This window comes from Microbulbifer mixtoriginis (SeqCode) (assembly GCF_052468275.1).
On the sequence record NZ_CP174341.1, the window covers coordinates 1,287,465 to 1,304,646 of the forward strand.

The window sequence follows — 17,182 nt, forward strand, 5'->3', positions numbered from 1 at the left end:
TAATGTGCTTTTTATAAAGCACTTCTCTTTAAAACAAGGATGCTTATGCTGCGCAAATTATTGCTGTCTTGCTGCTTGCTTGCATCATCTACGGCGGTTATCGCTGCGGATGAACATACAGCTCTGCAAGCGCCCGTTCTCAATCTGCCGACAGGTCCGGGTAGTATCTCCGGGCTCGGTGAGGCTTTCACCCCTAATTTAAATACCGGCACCAGTTCGCGCCTAGTGAACTTGGCTGTGCCCCCTGGGCGTAATGGACTGGCTCCGGATGTATCACTGGAATACAACAGCGGGTTTGGCAACGGGCTATTGGGACTGGGGCATAAACTGGTTATTCCCTATATCAAGCGTCAAACCGACAAGGGCCTGCCTAATTATTCAGAGTGGGGTCAGGCTGATCGGCAGGATAACGACCGCGATGGTCGCACCGATGAGTTTGATGAGTTTGATACGTTTATCAATCACCTGGGCGAAGAATTAGTTCTGGTGGAAGACGGTGTTTATCGCACCAAAAATGCCAGTGATTTTGCTCGCTACGAGCGTCTGTCGAAGGGTTGGCTGGTAACACAGTCCAACGGTCTGCGTTGGTATTTGGGGCAAAACTCTAATAGCCGAGTCAGTGGCAACAACGGCACATCGGTATTCTCCTGGTATCTAGAGGCGGTAGAAGATACCCATGGCAATCGTATCGACTATCAATATCGCAAGTTGGATGATGGCGTTCAGATTTATCTGGACAGGATTCAATATAATACGAATGGCGATATGGCGGTGCAGTTTCACTATGAAGACCGCCCTGACGTCTTAACAAATTATAAAGCAGGTTTTGAGATTAAAACCGCTTATCGCTTGCAACGCGTGGAAACACAATTTGCCGGGCGCCACTTACGTAAATACGAATTTTCCTATCAGCCGCTAACGGAATGGCAAAGCCTCTCATTGTTGGAAGAGGTTAACTCGAGTGCAGGTGAGGGCGAGTCGGTGATAACACTGCCGCCAGTGCGCTATGACTACACCCACTTCCAGCAGGACCGGGTGTTTATGTCACAGATGCCGGCTGCGAGTCAGATGCCGTTGAATAATCCTGATGTGGCTTTCCTGGATATTAACCGTGACGGACTGCCGGATGTTATTAACACCGCACCGAATAAAGACGTCTACTGGCTTAATTTAGGTCCAGGGGACGATGGCTTGCCGCAATGGCAGAGCTATCGCGAAATGAATACTTTCTCCACCAGCCGTATTTCCTATGATGCCGTCACCTGGGCCGATATCGACGGTAATGGTGTAGTGAATATGCTGCAGTATGGCTCGGGCAGTACACATTATTTCCATCTGGATAATAATCATAGTTGGCAGTACAGCGGCGCTATCGATGGGCTGCAAATCCCCCTTGATAGCCCCCATGTGGATATGCTGGATATCAATAACGACAAACGTGTTGATGTCTTTGCAACGATAGTGAACAGCAGCGGTAAAGTTTTATCCCATGTTGTTCAGTTAAATCACGCCGATGGCTGGTCGCAGCCCATTCAATTACCTATGCCAGCGGGCACCGCGGCTATGCGACTGGGCGACCCCAACGTATTTCTCCGGGATATGAATGGCGATGGCATGGCGGATCTGGTCGGGGTTGGCAATGGCTATGTTGCCTATTTTGCCAGCCGCGGTTTGCAGGGTTTTGCACCTGCCGTCGTATTTGCCAATAGCCCCGATACACTACACGATCTCAACAATGTTCGTATTAGCGATATCAATGCCGACGGCCGCGCTGACCTGGTGTATCTGAATGGAACCCATGTATCCATCTGGCTTAACCAGGGCCTGAACAGCAACCAACATCAATTAGCCCAATTTAGCCAGCCACAACTGATCCAGGCCCAAGGCAATGTTGCTCCCGAAGAGGTGCGCCTGGTCGATATTAATGGTAACGGCTCTACGGATATTGTTTGGTACAGCCCCGGTCGCGGTGCTAATACTTTTTATTTCGCAGAGCTATTCCCCAATGAGCAACCGAATCAGCTAAAAACGATCGACAATGGCCTGGGTGCATTGACGACCCTGGAGTACGGCTCTGTTGTTGAGGAGATGGTGAGAGACCGCGAGGGTAACAGCCCCTGGTCGCAGGGTATCCCTGTGGCAATGCAGGTACTTAAGCGCGTTGTTGTGGATGATGGCCGCGGTGGTGAACAGCAAACCACCGAGATGGATTACTGGGACGGCTTCTACGATGCTGCCGATAAAGAATTCCAGGGCTTTGCACACAGTGAAGAGCGCCGCGTGGGTGATGCCAGTACCCCGACACTGGCAACCCGCTACGAATTCCATCTGGGCCAAAAAGCCGATGGCACCGAACAGGAAGCCCTACAGGGCAAGATCAAACAAATAGAAACCCGCGATGCCCTCGGCGGAATTTTCTGGCGCGAGGAAAATCAGTGGGAGTTGCGCCAACTGCTGTCCGGTTATGCCGAGGAAAGCCGCAAAGTCGAGTTTGCGGCTATGACCGAACGCCAGCAGCATATGCTGGAGCGAGGCAGCGGTACCCCAGTGACCCTTGCCTGGGAGTATGACTACGATAATTACGGCAATACCACTTATATCAAAGAGCTGGGCCGTACCGATGGCAACTGGCAGGATGAGCGTATTACCCAATTGCGCTTCAGTGCGGAATCCGCCTCTGCACAGGGCCACTGGTTCCTGCACCTACCGCTAGAGCGCAAGGTTACCGACCTATCGGGCCGCGCTGTGGCCAAAGAGCAGTGGTTCTACGATGATGAAAGTTTCTCCGCTGGTAATTTAGGCGCGGTCTCCAAGGGCAACCTGACCCTGCGTCGACTCTGGCACGATGCTGAGAGTGCAGATGCCTATGTTGCCGCAGAGCGCCACCGCTACGATGCCTTTGGCAACCGCATTCAAAGTTATGACCCCTTGTGGGACGCCAACACAGGCCACCAAACCAAAGTCACTTACGACTCGCAATATCACACCTTCCCAACAGAAGTGGGTTTGCATACCGGCAGCCGCTGGCTCACCGCTCGTGCGGGTTACGACAAGGGCCTCGGTGTACTTACCGACTACACCGACTTTAACGGGCAGCAGACCCAATATGGTTACGACAGCCATGGACGCCTCACCGCCATGGCCAAGCCAGGGGACAGCCTGCAACTCCCCACGGTTGAGTACGATTACCAACTGGCGCAGATGGTGGATGGTCACCGTATCAGCTGGGTAGAGACTCGCCAGCGCGAGCGGAGTGGTGCTAGCGGTACCATCGACAGCCGCCGTTTTTACGACGGTCTGGGCCGCACCCTGATGGTGCGCAGTGAAGCCGAGCAACCGGGACAGGTTGTGGTCAGCGATCACAGTAACTTTAATGCGCGCGGCCAGGTAGTGCAGACCGCACTGCCTTACTTTGCCCAGGGGCTCGCCTATCGCGCTAATGATAAAGGTCAGCACCACCGACAATATCTTTACGACGCCCAAGGGCGTACCCAGGAGGTTTATCAGCCCTATACCGCGCAAAGTGGGGAAAGTGTCTTCAATCGCATCACCTATTTGCCCATGGCACAGGTGCTGGAAGATGAAGAGCAAACTCGTGCGAACAGTGTTCACCATGGCGCCGCCAAAAAACTGGTGTTTGATGGCCTGCAAACGGCGCAGGGTGAATACCGCCTGAGGCAAGTGGATGAAATTGTTGGAGCCAATACCCAGGGCGGCATCGGTGGTGCCACCTGGTCCACCTATTACGACTACGACCTCAATGGTAATTTTACCCGCCTGCAGGATGCACAAAATAATGTGCGCACCATGCACTACGACGACCTGGGGCGCATGCGCTTCTTGGACGACCCCAACCGCGGACAGCGCTGGCAGTACTTTGACGATGCCGGCAACCTGCTGGCCACCCGCGATGCCCTGGGGCAGGAGCGGCACTATCGCTACGACGGCGCCAACCGTCTCTTTGCCGAGTATCAATTATCGCCGCGAGGAGAAGCTCCCAGCGGCGCAAATTGGCAACCGGGCTTGCAGCTGGGCTCTACTTCACCGGTAGTCAGCTACCAGTACGACCAGCGCGGCGAAGAGGGCGGTGCCTTCCTGCTTGGGCGCCTGGCTAAAGTGACCGACCAAGCCGGCTTCGAGCAATGGAGTTATGACGCACGCGGCCGAGTGGTACAGCGCCAGCGCAAGATTACCGGCCCGCAAATTGACAGCCCCCTCTACACCACGCGCTTCGCCTATGACAGTGCCGGGCGTATGACACAGCAGTTCTACCCCGACAATAGCCGGGTGAACTTCGAATACAACACCCGCGGCCTGCTCGAGCGCATCCCGGGAGTGGTGGAACGCCTGGACTATACCGCCAATGGGGTTTTGCAGCACCAAGGGCTGGCCAATGGTGTTGAAACTGATTGGGGCTTTGACGAGCGCCAGCGACTGGCTGGCTTGCGCACCCAGCGCAGCGGGGACGCCCTGCCACTGCAACAGTGGGATTACCGTTTTGATGCCGTCTCCAATGTACTCGGTATCGACGACAAACGCCCCAGCGACGCTCTCGCCGCAATGGCTGCCGAACTCGGCGCAACCAGTGCCCAGGCAGCCTCCCTGGCAAAAAATATTGTCTACAGCTACGACGATGTTTATCGCCTGACCGGTGTTGCCGATGATATCGAGCAGGTTTATTACAGCTACGACAAAATTGGCAACCTGTTGCAAGTGGGTCGCGCGAGCGTCGACCTGGCAGATATGGCCACCGCTGGGAATACCCAGATTACAGATCTGCGTTACGGCGGTAGCAATGACAATAGCAACACTGGCGCCTCCAACCGCAGCAGCCGTGGCAGCCCGCCCGGACCCCAAGCGTTGAGCTGGGCTGAAGGCCTGATTGAATACGATGACAACGGTAATCGTACGCAAGCCGGCGACCAGGCCTATCACTGGGACCACGACCAGCGCCTGACTTACGCCGGTAATCAGCAAGCCGCTGACCAGTACGGTTATGACTTTAAACACCAGCGCCGCTTTAAAATCACCGAACGTGCAGGCGGAGCTCGCAGCGTCACCCTGTATATCGACGGAGATAGTGAAGTACGTGATGGCAAATTACTGAAGTACATCAGTGTTGGTCAGAAACGTATTGCCCGCAGTGACCAGAGTGGAGAAGTGTTCACGCCGACTGAGTATTACCTGCATACCCATATAGGTTCTACCGACCTGACTCTGGATAAGGCTGGCAAGATTGTTAATGCCTTTACCTATAAGTCTTACGGCGAGCTGGAAAATATCTTCGGCGATAGTACCGCAGCACCTTACCGCTATGCGGGTAAAGAGCTGGATGAATCTACGGGGTTAGGTTACTTCGAACGACGCTACCTGCAGTCTGACTTTGGTACTTTTATTAGCCCGGATCCTTTGCTTAATAATGCTAAGCGTTTTATCGATCCACAGCGTTGGGGGCCTTACCGCTATGTTCGTAATAATCCCATCAATTATGTTGACCCAGATGGTAGAGAGACACTCTTTGCTATACAACAGGATGCTATGGTTGAAATGCTGGCAAATGACCAGATAACCAAGCAGGAATATAGAGAAGGCATTAGGGCACACGAGCAAAATATTGACTTTATTCCTGTTATTGGAGATATAAAAGGAATTGCTGAAGCAGTAGCCGATCCTACGGCAACAAATATATTGGCTGCTGGTATTGGATTGGTACCTATAGCTGGAGATTTGGCTGCACGTGCTTTAAAGATTTCAAAGACCGCAGGAAAACTTTGTTTTGTAGAAGGAACACTTGTCCATACACAAGATGGTTTGAAACCTATTGAAAAAATAAAAGTTGGAGATCTGGTTGCGTCAAAAGATGACCTTACCGGGGAAATAACTTGGAAACCTGTCGTTGAGTTGTTCCGTAATTATGATAAAGAGATTTTGAGTGTAACTTTGATTGACCATAAAGGTGAAGAAGAGTTATTTGGTGTTACGGGAGATCATCCATTCTGGGTTGAGGGATTAGGATGGATAAAAGCTGAAGAGCTTCAGGATGGTTATGAAATAGCAAGCATTAATGGTAGTCAGCTGAGTGTTAAGTCAATCGTAGCTGAGAAGCAACTGTATGACACTTACAACTTTGAGGTTGCTGATTACCATACCTATTTTGTTGGTGAGGCAGGAGCCTGGGTTCATAATGATTGTGGCCATATTCTAAGTAAAAAAGTACAGAAGGCTTTCAAGAAGGATCCTGAGCTAGAAAAAGCTTTTAAAAAATCTCTTGAAAAAGGTTTAGTTGGTGGTAAAGGGCAAGAAGGGATAAAGAAATACAAGGGCGGGAAGTGGACCCATGAGGTAAAATTCTTATCGCAGAAGTATGGTGATGTAAGGGTCTATGGTAATAAGCAGAAAGATGGCACTTTTGAGTGGGTTAAGGTTGGGACGCACAAGGCAAAATGATAAATTTTAAAGAGAAATTACTAAACGAAGCCGATTTGTATCAAGAGGCACATGATGCGCTTATGGATATTGCGAAAAGGCTTAACAATGAGGATGTTGATAAATATAGGGAGATATTTAATGAATATGCTGTGTCTGAAGTTAAAACAGAGTTGGCAAGGATTTCATATTCAAAAAATTTTGAGATCGAAGATTTATTCTACTTTGATCAGGCTTCAGATTTTCACATCTATGTGATGGTTTATGTTTACGCGTTTGATGAAGATCATGATAAGGATATGTTGTGTTCTTATACGCTTATGTTTGATGAAAATCTTGAATCTATTGATGATTTTATAGGCTGACTAAGGAGCAGTTTTAAGGTTTGATTCGTTGAAAAGGGCCCCGGTAGATACGTCTTTCGGGGCTTTAATATTATCAATTGTTAGAGGTTTTTAGTTTTTACGGGACTTTTTCTTTGGGGTTGGTTGCAATGGTTAAAACGTTCTTTTTTATTTTATGAAATTAAAATAATTTAATTTCCATATAGCCTTTGTATACATAATCTCTCGCGCTCATCAAACAAACGCTTCGAACATAGCGCAACCGCCACAAAAGTACCAAACCCAGTACCCGCAGCAATCGTAAACATAATCAAAATCTGATATTTAACCGCAATAGTAGGCGCGGTACCGGCTAGTATCTGCCCGGTCATCATACCGGGTAGAAAGACAATACCGGCTGCAGCCATCATATTGATCGTTGGCATCAACCCCGCGCGCATGGCATCCCGGCGAAATTCAATACTGGCTTGCCGCCAGGTTTCGCCCAGCATTAGACGATTTTCAATAATATCCTGTGAACGCCGCATACTTTCTGTCAGCCGGTCTAGGCCTAGGGCAACGCCGGTCATGGTGTTTCCCAGTAGCATGCCTAATAATGGAATAGAGTATTGCGGTTGGTACCAGGGCTGGGGGCCGATTAGCACCACTAGACTCAGTATTGTGACGCTAAATGCGGAAACCAGCATGGATAAAGTGCCAATGGCAAAACTCCAGCCTCCGCGGAGACGATATTTTTGCCGTGAGACGACTTGTTGCCCGGCAAACAGTAACATCGCGAGCCCTAACAGGCTGACCCATAACAGGGTGCCTACGGCGAATAGCGCTTCCAGTATGACTCCGACAAGCGCCAGCTGTATCGCTGTGCGCACCGCCGCAATAATCAGCGGTTTACCGAGCTGTAATCGGGCAATATGGGTGCAAATTGCCAGGGCGACTACCAACCCCGCAGCCAGTGATAACTGCCACCAGGAAAGATCGATCATATTCATTTAGATAGTTCCCGCTCCACAAGACAGCTGCCTTGAATTTCAATATGCCTGCTGGCCACTCCTTGGATTTGCTCTCTATTATGCGCCACCCAGATGACGGGGTATTGGTGCTTGCTGATTTCATCCATAAGCCATGTTTCTACTTTACGCGCAGTATCGGCATCCAGATTGGCAGTAGGCTCATCCAGTAAAAGTGCCTGTGGAGTGTAGGAAAGCGCACGAATAAGTGCCAAGCGCTGTTTCTCCCCGGAAGAGAGCCGGCTTACCTGCCACTCTGTTGCCTCATCGGGAAATCCCAATATTTTTAACGCTTGCCCCATCGGCTGATTAAAGTGTTCGCCCACTGTCTCGTACCACCAGGCACTTTGTGCCGGTACCAACATAACCTGGCGGCGCCACTGGTGACCAGACATAGCCTCTTGTAAATTATTGCCAAGAGAGATCTGGCCGTTGTGAGGATCGACATCGGCGATGGCACGTAGTAAGCGGCTTTTACCAGATCCTGAGGGGCCAGATAAGCAAACAACTTCGCCTGGTGCTATAGCTAGATCTACTTTCTGAAGTAAATCGTTACTCAGATTTTCTATATGTAGTTTAGACATGACTCTTGCTGCTTACTTCTATTTATTGGGTTTCTAGGCTTCTTAAGGGCTGCACCTGTTCTCTATAAATGAACTTGCTTCGATATTATAACCTGGATATTAATTTTCCTGATGAAATAATTCGGAAGCTAAATGTCATATTAATTGGTTAAATTTTTCATGCTAATATTTTTAGTGGCTGTTATCTGTGTCAGTTGTTAATGTGATTTTAGAATGGGTTGATAGGGGGGTATGAGCCTCACTGGGGGCCTATCTTCTTTTGGTATGTATGAACTCTGAAGAAGAATAGCAAGCTCGAAAAAGTGTTAGGTGAAGATCTCTCCGTAGGATATTGTGCTGGGTCTGCCTATAAAAAGTGGCTGAATCTAGTGCTGCTTTGAAAATATTTATGTAAGTGATTGGTTGAGGGTGCTTGGAAAAATTTTGAAGGTAAATTTTATAATCCTGTTTGTTTTTGGTAGAAGAAGCTTTTTGTTGCTAAATAATTTAATTGTTGCTTTGTTTTAAAGGTGAAAAAGGAAGTGTCAAATTGAATATTGTTGAGTCCGGTGAGTATGTTGAATTAGTGTTGGTGAGAAGATCCTGATGCATGCTTGTGTAGGTTTTTGCTTTTTATTTACCTAATGTAACTATAAATATGAGTTAATTTAATTGTTTTTTTTACCTAGCTGGTTGCTTCTCTAGGTCAAGAAATAAGTTTCTTCTAAACGCTTGGATGTATCAATCTTTCGACTGTCTTTTCAGTTAAGTCAAGTGTGATATGCCAATTTGAGGTTAATCTTAGAATCAGTGAAATGGGTTGACACAAGACGGGTTCTTAGGTGGAAGAAAAGAGGGATATAATGTGCTACTGGATAGCATATCCAGCGTATATGGCTAGTTGGGTAAAGGGAGATTGACTGATAAGGCAGTTAGGCCGCGGTTAGATATGGACTAAGTGGGAAACTACTGATGAGACTTTGGGGCTCAATGCTTTATGAAGACTTACCTGAGAACCAGTTAGTCTAGGATTTGATAGTGGCGCAATGAGTGTTAGTCATCATAAAATATATCTTAAAACCACCTGATAGATAGGAAAGGGCAGAGATCCTAGGTAAGCCTTACAATAGATTGAACGACCAAAACAGTATTTCCCCAGAATACGGGAGGATTTTATGAAAACGCAGGATAAGCGCATCACCGCTGAATTCCTCGCTGCTCAGGCTGCGGGTTCATGCCGAATAGAAGGCCTCAAGGTGACTCCTGAAGAGGAAGAGCGGATGAGAGATATCATTTCTGGAAAAGTTGATGCGGAAGAAGATATTCAGAAAATAGTGGATGCCTTCAAAGCCCAAAATACCAAAACGAAAGAATAAATTTATTAGCTTTTAGACCATTAGAGTTTTAGACATGGATGCCTACGCCCAGTATGATATTTCTGAGTACGATCCGTACTTGTTGCACAATTCAGAATGCCTAAAGAACTTGTTAGGATTTACTGATACATCATCTCTTAACGAAGCGGAAAGGGTGATCACTCAGCGCACATTGGCAGATCTGATAGCCTCTCCCGTGACTCCCACCTTTGATCTTGTACATCTATGTGAGATCCATCGACGCTTATTTCGACATGTGTACCCATTCGCGGGGAAAACAAGAAAAGTAGAGATTAGTAAAGGTAATAAGCTTTTCCTCCCTTATAGCTTGATTGAGAAAGAGAGCAGCAAGTGCTTCCAACAGCTGGCCTCTGAAGGATATCTGCAGGGCCTCGATCCAAGAGCATTTGGACAGAGAGCGGGTTTCTATTTAGGTTGGATCAACAAGATCCATGCTTTTCGTGAGGGCAATGGGCGTTCGCAGCGGGTATTTATAGATCAGTTGGCCAGTCAGAACGGTTACTTTGTGGAGTGGTCCGCGATAAGTGGGCAAGCCATGGCTGATGCTAGTCGAGCGGCAAGGTCGGTAGACCCCGAAGCTAAAGAGCTTTCTAGACTGATCGGGCTGAATGTCGTTAGAAAAGTTTGGTAGTGAAGACGAGCGGCTCGTAGAAAAGCAAGCTTGGCGGTTCTAGCAGGCTCTTCAAATAGTCCAGCATGATGAAGGGGTTCGTTGCTCTTCACACCTTACCCTTTCAATCAAGTTCGCCGAGCGTTCACTCTGCTTTTAGGGAGCTCTAAACAAAAGCCTCATTTTTTAGAGCTCCCTACGGTATATATGTAATCAAGAGTTGAGTGAAAAGTAGGTAATCAGGATTGCTTTGCCAAGTATGAAGTTTTTTGAAGATCTTGATGCCGTTTACTCGGCATATAAAAGATAGTAGTCGTTGCTTTAAAACAAGAAAAAATTTACTTTGTAAAAAATTCATAATCAGCGATTTAAGGATAGTTAAAAGGCTTTAAGCTTGTAAGTAGAAGCTTTTGCCAGAGATGAAAGTGTTTCAGAGCTAATAAGCTTGATCTACTTCTTATAAGTTTTGCTGTGGACAGCTAACCAGGTTCAGGCTTGGGTCTGGCAACCCCAGTAGATGCAAGTTGCAGCAGTCTATAGTCGGGTAGCCGGGTGAAATAATTTTTGCTTTCAAGCTTACTGATGTCGAGGTTCTTCCCAATCTAGAGATATTGGCCTAGCAATAGTAACTTAACCCCCTTTGAACCTCCCGCTCCAGTCCGCCATAATCCGCTCCTTCCGAATCGAATAACGAGTGCTGTATGACCGACACCTCTGTCTATGAGGCCACAGAGCGCCTGCCGTTAAAGGAGTACACCGAGAAGGCGTACCTGGATTACTCCATGTATGTGATCCTGGATCGCGCCCTGCCGAATATTGGTGACGGCCTGAAACCGGTGCAGCGGCGTATTGTCTACGCCATGAGCGAGCTGGGCCTGAAGAATACCGCCAAGTATAAGAAGTCCGCGCGCACGGTCGGCGATGTAATCGGTAAGTACCATCCCCACGGCGATAGCGCCGTGTATGAGGCGATGGTATTGATGGCACAGCCGTTCAGCTACCGTTACCCGCTGATTGATGGCCAGGGTAACTGGGGCTCGCCGGATGATCCCAAGTCTTTCGCGGCTATGCGTTACACCGAGTCGCGCATGGGCAAATATTCGGAAGTGCTGCTGTCGGAACTGGGCCAGGGCACGGTGGATTGGCAGCCAAACTTTGATGGCACCATGGATGAGCCCTGTGTGTTGCCGGCGCGGGTGCCGAATATCCTGTTAAACGGTACCACCGGTATTGCCGTGGGTATGGCCACCGATATTCCACCGCACAATTTGCGCGAAGTGGTCAACGCGACGGTGGCACTGCTGGAGAACCCCAAGGCCACAGTGGAAGAGCTGTGTGAGCATATTCTCGGTCCGGATATGCCCACTGAGGCGGAGATTATTACCCCGCGCGAAGACATTCGTAAGATTTACACCAGTGGTCGCGGCTCTATCAAAATGCGCGCCCTGTGGAGTAAGGAAGACGGCGATATTGTGATTACCGCGCTACCCCACCAGGTGAGTGGCGCCAAGGTGCTGGAGCAGATTGCTCAGCAGATGCAGGCGAAGAAGCTGCCGATGGTGAGCGACCTGCGCGATGAGTCGGATCACGAAAATCCCACCCGCCTGGTGATTGTGCCCAAGTCCAACCGGGTGGAGATGGAGTCGGTGATGAATCACCTGTTCGCTACCACCGACCTGGAGCGCAACTACCGGGTCAATATGAATATGATCGGTATTGATGGCCGCCCGCAGGTGAAGTCCCTCGATAAGATCCTGCGCGAGTGGTTAACCTTCCGCGCCACTACCACGCGCCGCCGCTTGCAGTTCCGCCTGGACAAAGTAGAGAAGCGCCTGCACCTGTTGGCCGGCTTGTTGGTAGCCTTCCTCAATATCGATGAAGTGATCGAGATTATCCGTACCAGCGACGAGCCCAAGCAGGAGCTGATGGATCGCTTCGAGCTGACGGATATCCAGGCGGATTACATCCTCGATACCAAGCTGCGCCAGTTGGCGCGACTGGAAGAGATGAAAATCCGCGGTGAGCAGGCAGAGCTTGAGAAAGAGCGCGATACCCTGACTAAGACCCTGGACAGCGAGCGCCGCCTCAAGACCCTGATCAAGAAAGAATTGCTGGCTGCGGCCAAGGAGTTCGGTGATGAGCGCCGTTCGCCCATTGTAGCCCGCGAGGAAGCCAAGGCATTTAGCGAATCGGAGCTGCTGTCTTCCGACCCCATCACCGTGGTGGTTTCTGAGAAAGGCTGGATTCGTGCCGCCAAGGGCCATGAGATCGATGCGGCGGCACTGAGCTATAAGGCTGGCGACAATCTCGGTTTTGCCGCACGCGGCAAGAGTAACCAGCCGGCGCTGTTGCTCGACAGCACTGGGCGCAGTTATTCCATCGCGTCCCATACCCTGCCATCGGCGCGGGGCCAGGGCGAGCCGTTGAGTGGCCGTATTAACCCGCCCTCCGGTGCCACCTTTGAGGGGCTGCTCATGGGGCCGGACGACCAGCGGGTTCTGTTGGCCTCCGATGCGGGCTATGGCTTTATCGCAAAACTCTCCGACCTGCAGTCGCGCAACAAGTCGGGCAAAGCCATGCTGACCCTGCCCAAAGGTGCCCAGGTCTTGCCGCCGCAGTTGTTAGACAGTCCCGAAGAGGCACTGTTGGCGGCGGTAACCTCTGAGGGTCGCATGCTGGTATTCCCCGTCACAGAGCTGCCGGAATTATCGAAAGGCAAGGGCAATAAGATTATCAATATCACTGCCGCGCGGGCTGCCAGCCGCGAGGAAGTGGTGGTGGGAATCGCCGTGTTGGAGGGTAAAAACCAACTGGTCGTGCATGCCGGTAAGCGCCATACCAAGATCAAGATCTCGGAAATGGAGCACTACCGCGGTGAGCGCGGCCGACGGGGCAATAAGCTGCCACGGGGCTTTCAGAAGGTCGATAGCATCGAGGTGCTGGAAAAATAAGCCTTTACTGATGTGGCACGGTAAAAGCGGTCATTACGACCGCTTTTTTATTGTCAGTTTTTAGTATTGATAAGCCGCGCATTGATGAAATAATAAGCAGGCTTATAATGAGCGCCCTCAAAAAAGGGGTGAGACTATGTCAGGGATGGGCGGGTCCGGAAAAGACAGCGCAACCGAGATGAGCTTTGCGTTGCACAGCGCGGCACGCCTGCTGCGGCGTAACTTTGACCGCCGCGCACGGGATCACGGCCTCAGCGATGCCCGCTGGCAGGTGCTCTGGCATCTGACGCGGGAGCAGGGACTGAAGCAAACTGCACTGGCGGGACGCCTGGAGATGGCACCGATCAGCCTGGCGCGCCTGCTCGACAAGTTGCAGGACGAAGGGCTGGTGGAGCGACGGCCCGATCCACAGGATCGGCGCTGTTTTAGGATTTATCCCACCGATCGGGCACAGCCGGCCATGGCGCTGCTGGGAGACCTGGCGGAGGAGACCCGCAGTCATGCCCTGGATGGCTTTACTGCGGCGGAAATAGGACAACTGCAGACGCTGCTCGGGCGGCTGCGCAAGAATCTGATAGGCGAAGAGATTGAATGTGACTGACAAGCTGCACCTGAAGCTAAAGCCGAGTGCGATGCGCAAGCTGGGGGCCGCCCTGGGATTGGCGTTTGTCGCCCTGGTGGCCGGCTGGAGCCTGTATGGTGGCGGCGATATCGTCGAGACGCAAAACGCCTATGTAAAGGCGGATAAAGTTTCCCTGGCACCAGAAGTACATGGTGTGGTGACCAAGGTGTTGGTCAGTGCCAATGAGCCGGTTTTTAAGGGCCAGTTGTTGATTCAAATTGACCGCACGGCTTATGAGCTGGCGGTGACCGAAGCTGAGGCGCGCCTGGCTCAGGTGCGCAATGATCTGCTGGCGCGCCGCGCCGAATATGCCGAGGCGGATGCCGCCCTGCAGCAAGCGCGCAAAGATGCAGATTTCTACCGGCGCCAACTGGAGCGCAATGAAAAACTGGGCAAGGTAGCCTTCTCTGAAGCGGAGTTGGATAGCGCCCGCCAGCAGCTGGAGCGGGCCCGCGCGCAGATCACCATCAATGCGGAAAAGCTCTCCAGCCTGCGTGCAGAGCTGGGTGGCGACCCCAGTGTGGCCCTGGAAGAGCAGGCCGACCTCAAGGTGGCCCAGGCGCAGTTGGACAAGGCCAATTATCAACTGTCGCGTACCCGCATTATTGCACCTATGGATGGCGTGATCGCCAATACCCTGCCACAAGTCGGAGAGATGGCCACCGTCGGCGAGAGCCTTCTGTATATGGTGGGCACCAGCGGCCTGTGGGTAGAGGCCAACCTTAAAGAAACCGAACTGGCTAGGGTGCGCACGGGCCAGCAGGCGGAGGTGACCCTCGATGCCTACCCGGACTTTGAATGGCAGGCCCAGGTGGACAGCATGAGTCCGGCCAGTGGTAGTGAGTTTTCACCGACTCCGCCGCAGAATGCCAGCGGTGAATGGCACAAGGTGGTACAGCGGGTACCGGTGCGCTTGCGCCTCTACCCCCTCAAGGATGCGCCGCCGCTCCGTGCGGGTATGAGCGCTAAAGTGCGTATCGATACCAGTGAGGATGCCAAGGTAGTATCCGCACGCGCCTCTACCGATGAGAGTGGCAGGGTGGTTCTCTAGAAGCACTTCAGTGGCTGGGATTTGCGCTGTGCGTTGGAGCGGTCGGTTTGGCTGTTAGAATCTGGCTAACCAGTGGCAACCGGCCAAAAAAAGGCCCGCAATGCGGGCCCTGTAATTTACTCTTCGACTCTGTGCCAGGTCTGGGTGCGGTAGAGAAAACCGAGGTACCCACGCACTTTCAGGGTGTTGTCGTTTTCCAGCCAGAGCTTGCAGTCGTACACCTTGCCTTTCACCGGGTCCATAATTTCCCCGCCTTCGTATTTCTTGCCTTTCTGCACCATATTGGTGATCACGTCCATTCCTACAAGAGGCTTGCCCTTTAGGTCACCTGGGCAGTTCTCACAAATGGTGTCATTGGACTTCAGCAATAGCTGAACGATCTTGCCGAAGTACTTACCGTCCTTTTCATAAATTTCCACGATGGATCTGGGCTTGCCGGATTCGTCATCAATAGTGCGCCACTTGCCTACAACATCTGCGGCATTGGCCTGCAGGGCGAACAACAGGCCGAATGTGGCCAGGAGCAGGTTTCTGATCATCTGTAGGTTTTCCTCTATTCAGTGGGTGACCCAGATCTTACAGCAAGTCACTTGCAGCGACACCGCATAAGTCATCATCGGGTAAAAAAATAACCGCATACATACGCTATTTGACCGCAAATACCAGCAATTTGTTCGCAAGTTGTACCAATTTGGCCCTATTAAGAGCTACAGCTCAACGGGATACGCTTGCCGGATTCCGGAGGGGCACTGGCCCAGACTTCGTGCTGAGGATGTTCGTCGAATGGGCTCTGCAGTAGCTGGCGCAGGGTACGCAAGGGTTGGTAATCACCGGTTTCGGCGGCTTCGATAACCTTCTGCGCCAAGTAGTTGCGCAGTAGGTATTTGGGGTTTGTCGCCAGCATCGCTCGGTTGCGGGCGCAGGAATCACTGTGCTCACGCGCCAGGCGCCGATCGTAGTGCCCCAGCCACTGCTCGAGGGCGCTGTGCTGAGCCTCGGCGAGACATTCCTGAAGTCCTTGGGCGGGACGCTCTCCACGGTAGTGGGATAGGGCGCGGAAGAAGAGGGTATAGTCTGCCTCCCCCTGTTGTAACAACTGCAGTAGGTCTGCGCAGAGTGCCTGATCGCCCTCCTCCTCGGTGGTGAGCCCCAACTTGGCGCGCATCCTCGCAGCAAAGGCATCGGTCACCTGGGGTTGGAACTGCTCCAGGCAGTCTCGCAGTGCCTCCACACTGACAAAGCCGGAGAGAGCGTGGGCCAGGGCATTCAGGTTCCAAAGCACCACACCGGGCTGCTGCTCGAAGGCGTAGCGGCCGGTATGGTCCGAATGGTTGCAGATAAAGGTGGGGTCGTAGTCATCGAGAAAGGCATAGGGGCCGTAGTCGAAGGTGTCGCCGATAATCGACATATTGTCGGTATTCAGTACGCCGTGGGCGAAACCCACCGCCTGCCAGCCCGCCACCAGTTCAGCACTGCGTCTGGTGGTAAAGCGCAGCATGGCCTCTACCTGTTCACCGATACTGAGTTCTTGGGAGTCGGGGAGAAAACGCCGGCAGATCTCGCCGATAAGTTGTTGTTGGGCTTGCAGCTGCTTGGTGTAAAACAGGTATTCGAAGTGACCGAAGCGTACATGGCTTTCGGCCACGCGGATCAGCATGGCGCCCTTTTCAATTTGCTCACGGGTTACCGGCTCGTCACTACCGACGATACTCAGCGCGCGGGTAGAGCGGATGCCCAGGCCACTCAGGGCTTCGCCGGCGAGATATTCGCGAATGGTGGAGCGCAATACTGCGCGGCCGTCGCCAAAGCGGGAATAGGGGGTTTGGCCGGCACCTTTCAGGTGTAATTCCCAGCTTTTGCCCTGGTGTTCAACTTCCCCCAACAGCAGGGCGCGGCCGTCGCCCAGATCCGGGTTGTAGACGCCGAACTGATGGCCTGTGTACTTCATGGCAAAGGGTCGGCTGCCGTGAAACAATTTGGCACCACACCCCAGTTGGGCCCAGTCGGGATTACTCGCCTCAGCGGCATTGATACCCAGCAGCTGCAGCACAGCGGGATTGGTATCGATAAGCTGTGGATGCTTGAAGGGAGTGGGGTTGATGCGGCGGCCAAAGGCATCGCCCATATCGGCGTAGCGGTGGCTGAGGGTAACTTCGCTGAGTTTCATAGATTTTGGGTTTGGGCTAAAAACAAATGTTGCCAGGCATGTTA

11 protein-coding genes are annotated in these 17,182 nt (G+C 51.7%); 7 read left to right on the forward strand and 4 right to left on the reverse strand.

Features of this window, described 5'->3' with window-relative positions; genetic code table 11:
- Positions 1 to 45 precede the first annotated feature (45 nt).
- Together ACJJIC_RS05670 and ACJJIC_RS05675 are read left to right on the forward strand one after the other, a co-directional pair.
- Positions 46 to 6,447 carry a polymorphic toxin-type HINT domain-containing protein gene (locus tag ACJJIC_RS05670; protein ID WP_445356584.1) on the forward strand — a complete coding sequence of 2,134 codons (6,402 nt, stop codon included), beginning with the start codon at positions 46 to 48 and terminating at the stop codon, positions 6,445 to 6,447.
- Positions 6,444 to 6,791, forward strand: coding sequence for a hypothetical protein (locus tag ACJJIC_RS05675; RefSeq protein ID WP_445356585.1), 348 nt, complete (start codon positions 6,444 to 6,446; stop codon positions 6,789 to 6,791). Before ACJJIC_RS05670 ends, ACJJIC_RS05675 begins: the two co-directional genes overlap by 4 nt.
- A gap of 170 nt (positions 6,792 to 6,961) precedes the next feature.
- Here the strand turns inward: ACJJIC_RS05675 and ACJJIC_RS05680 are convergent, their stop codons facing one another.
- Entirely contained in the window at positions 6,962 to 7,759 is a 798-nt protein-coding gene (locus ACJJIC_RS05680; protein WP_444887283.1) for an ABC transporter permease, read from the reverse strand.
- A complete protein-coding gene (locus ACJJIC_RS05685) occupies positions 7,756 to 8,361 on the reverse strand; it encodes an ABC transporter ATP-binding protein (protein ID WP_445356586.1) in 606 nt (201 codons plus the stop codon). Before ACJJIC_RS05685 ends, ACJJIC_RS05680 begins: the two co-directional genes overlap by 4 nt.
- A 1,154-nt stretch (positions 8,362 to 9,515) precedes the next feature.
- Between ACJJIC_RS05685 and ACJJIC_RS05690 the strand changes: the two genes are divergently transcribed.
- The 5 genes from ACJJIC_RS05690 to ACJJIC_RS05710 all read left to right on the forward strand — a co-directional run bounded on the left by ACJJIC_RS05690 (position 9,516) and on the right by ACJJIC_RS05710 (position 14,971).
- Entirely contained in the window at positions 9,516 to 9,716 is a 201-nt protein-coding gene (locus ACJJIC_RS05690; RefSeq protein ID WP_252083422.1) for an antitoxin VbhA family protein, read from the forward strand.
- A 34-nt stretch (positions 9,717 to 9,750) separates the two neighbouring features.
- A complete protein-coding gene (locus tag ACJJIC_RS05695) occupies positions 9,751 to 10,368 on the forward strand; it encodes a Fic/DOC family protein (RefSeq protein ID WP_444910589.1) in 618 nt (205 codons plus the stop codon).
- A gap of 680 nt (positions 10,369 to 11,048) precedes the next feature.
- Complete coding sequence (gene parC / locus ACJJIC_RS05700) at positions 11,049 to 13,298, forward strand: DNA topoisomerase IV subunit A (protein WP_445356587.1); 2,250 nt, start codon at positions 11,049 to 11,051, stop codon at positions 13,296 to 13,298.
- Positions 13,299 to 13,569: 271 nt separating this feature from the next.
- Entirely contained in the window at positions 13,570 to 13,899 is a 330-nt protein-coding gene (locus ACJJIC_RS05705; RefSeq protein ID WP_444887280.1) for a MarR family winged helix-turn-helix transcriptional regulator, read from the forward strand.
- A complete protein-coding gene (locus ACJJIC_RS05710; protein ID WP_445356588.1) occupies positions 13,892 to 14,971 on the forward strand; it encodes an HlyD family secretion protein in 1,080 nt (359 codons plus the stop codon). Before ACJJIC_RS05705 ends, ACJJIC_RS05710 begins: the two co-directional genes overlap by 8 nt.
- A gap of 116 nt (positions 14,972 to 15,087) precedes the next feature.
- On the opposite strand, the gene ACJJIC_RS05715 is transcribed toward ACJJIC_RS05710, so the two are convergent.
- Together ACJJIC_RS05715 and ACJJIC_RS05720 are read right to left on the reverse strand one after the other, a co-directional pair.
- Entirely contained in the window at positions 15,088 to 15,510 is a 423-nt protein-coding gene (locus ACJJIC_RS05715) for a DUF2147 domain-containing protein (protein WP_445356589.1), read from the reverse strand.
- A gap of 161 nt (positions 15,511 to 15,671) precedes the next feature.
- Positions 15,672 to 17,138 (reverse strand): protein adenylyltransferase SelO, encoded by a 1,467-nt coding sequence (locus ACJJIC_RS05720; RefSeq protein ID WP_445356590.1) that lies wholly within the window; start codon positions 17,136 to 17,138, stop codon positions 15,672 to 15,674.
- Positions 17,139 to 17,182: the final 44 nt, after the last annotated feature.

Bases quoted from the DNA above. Each gene is read 5' to 3' on its own strand.
- ACJJIC_RS05715 (WP_445356589.1), bottom strand. From the start codon at position 15,510: ATGATCAGAAACCTGCTCCTGGCCACATTCGGCCTGTTGTTCGCCCTG.
- ACJJIC_RS05720 (WP_445356590.1), bottom strand. From the start codon at position 17,138: ATGAAACTCAGCGAAGTTACCCTCAGCCACCGCTACGCCGATATGGGC.
- ACJJIC_RS05690 (WP_252083422.1), top strand. From the start codon at position 9,516: ATGAAAACGCAGGATAAGCGCATCACCGCTGAATTCCTCGCTGCTCAG.
- ACJJIC_RS05685 (WP_445356586.1), bottom strand. From the start codon at position 8,361: ATGTCTAAACTACATATAGAAAATCTGAGTAACGATTTACTTCAGAAA.
- ACJJIC_RS05670 (WP_445356584.1), top strand. From the start codon at position 46: ATGCTGCGCAAATTATTGCTGTCTTGCTGCTTGCTTGCATCATCTACG.
- parC (WP_445356587.1), top strand. From the start codon at position 11,049: ATGACCGACACCTCTGTCTATGAGGCCACAGAGCGCCTGCCGTTAAAG.
- ACJJIC_RS05695 (WP_444910589.1), top strand. From the start codon at position 9,751: ATGGATGCCTACGCCCAGTATGATATTTCTGAGTACGATCCGTACTTG.
- ACJJIC_RS05680 (WP_444887283.1), bottom strand. From the start codon at position 7,759: ATGAATATGATCGATCTTTCCTGGTGGCAGTTATCACTGGCTGCGGGG.
- ACJJIC_RS05675 (WP_445356585.1), top strand. From the start codon at position 6,444: ATGATAAATTTTAAAGAGAAATTACTAAACGAAGCCGATTTGTATCAA.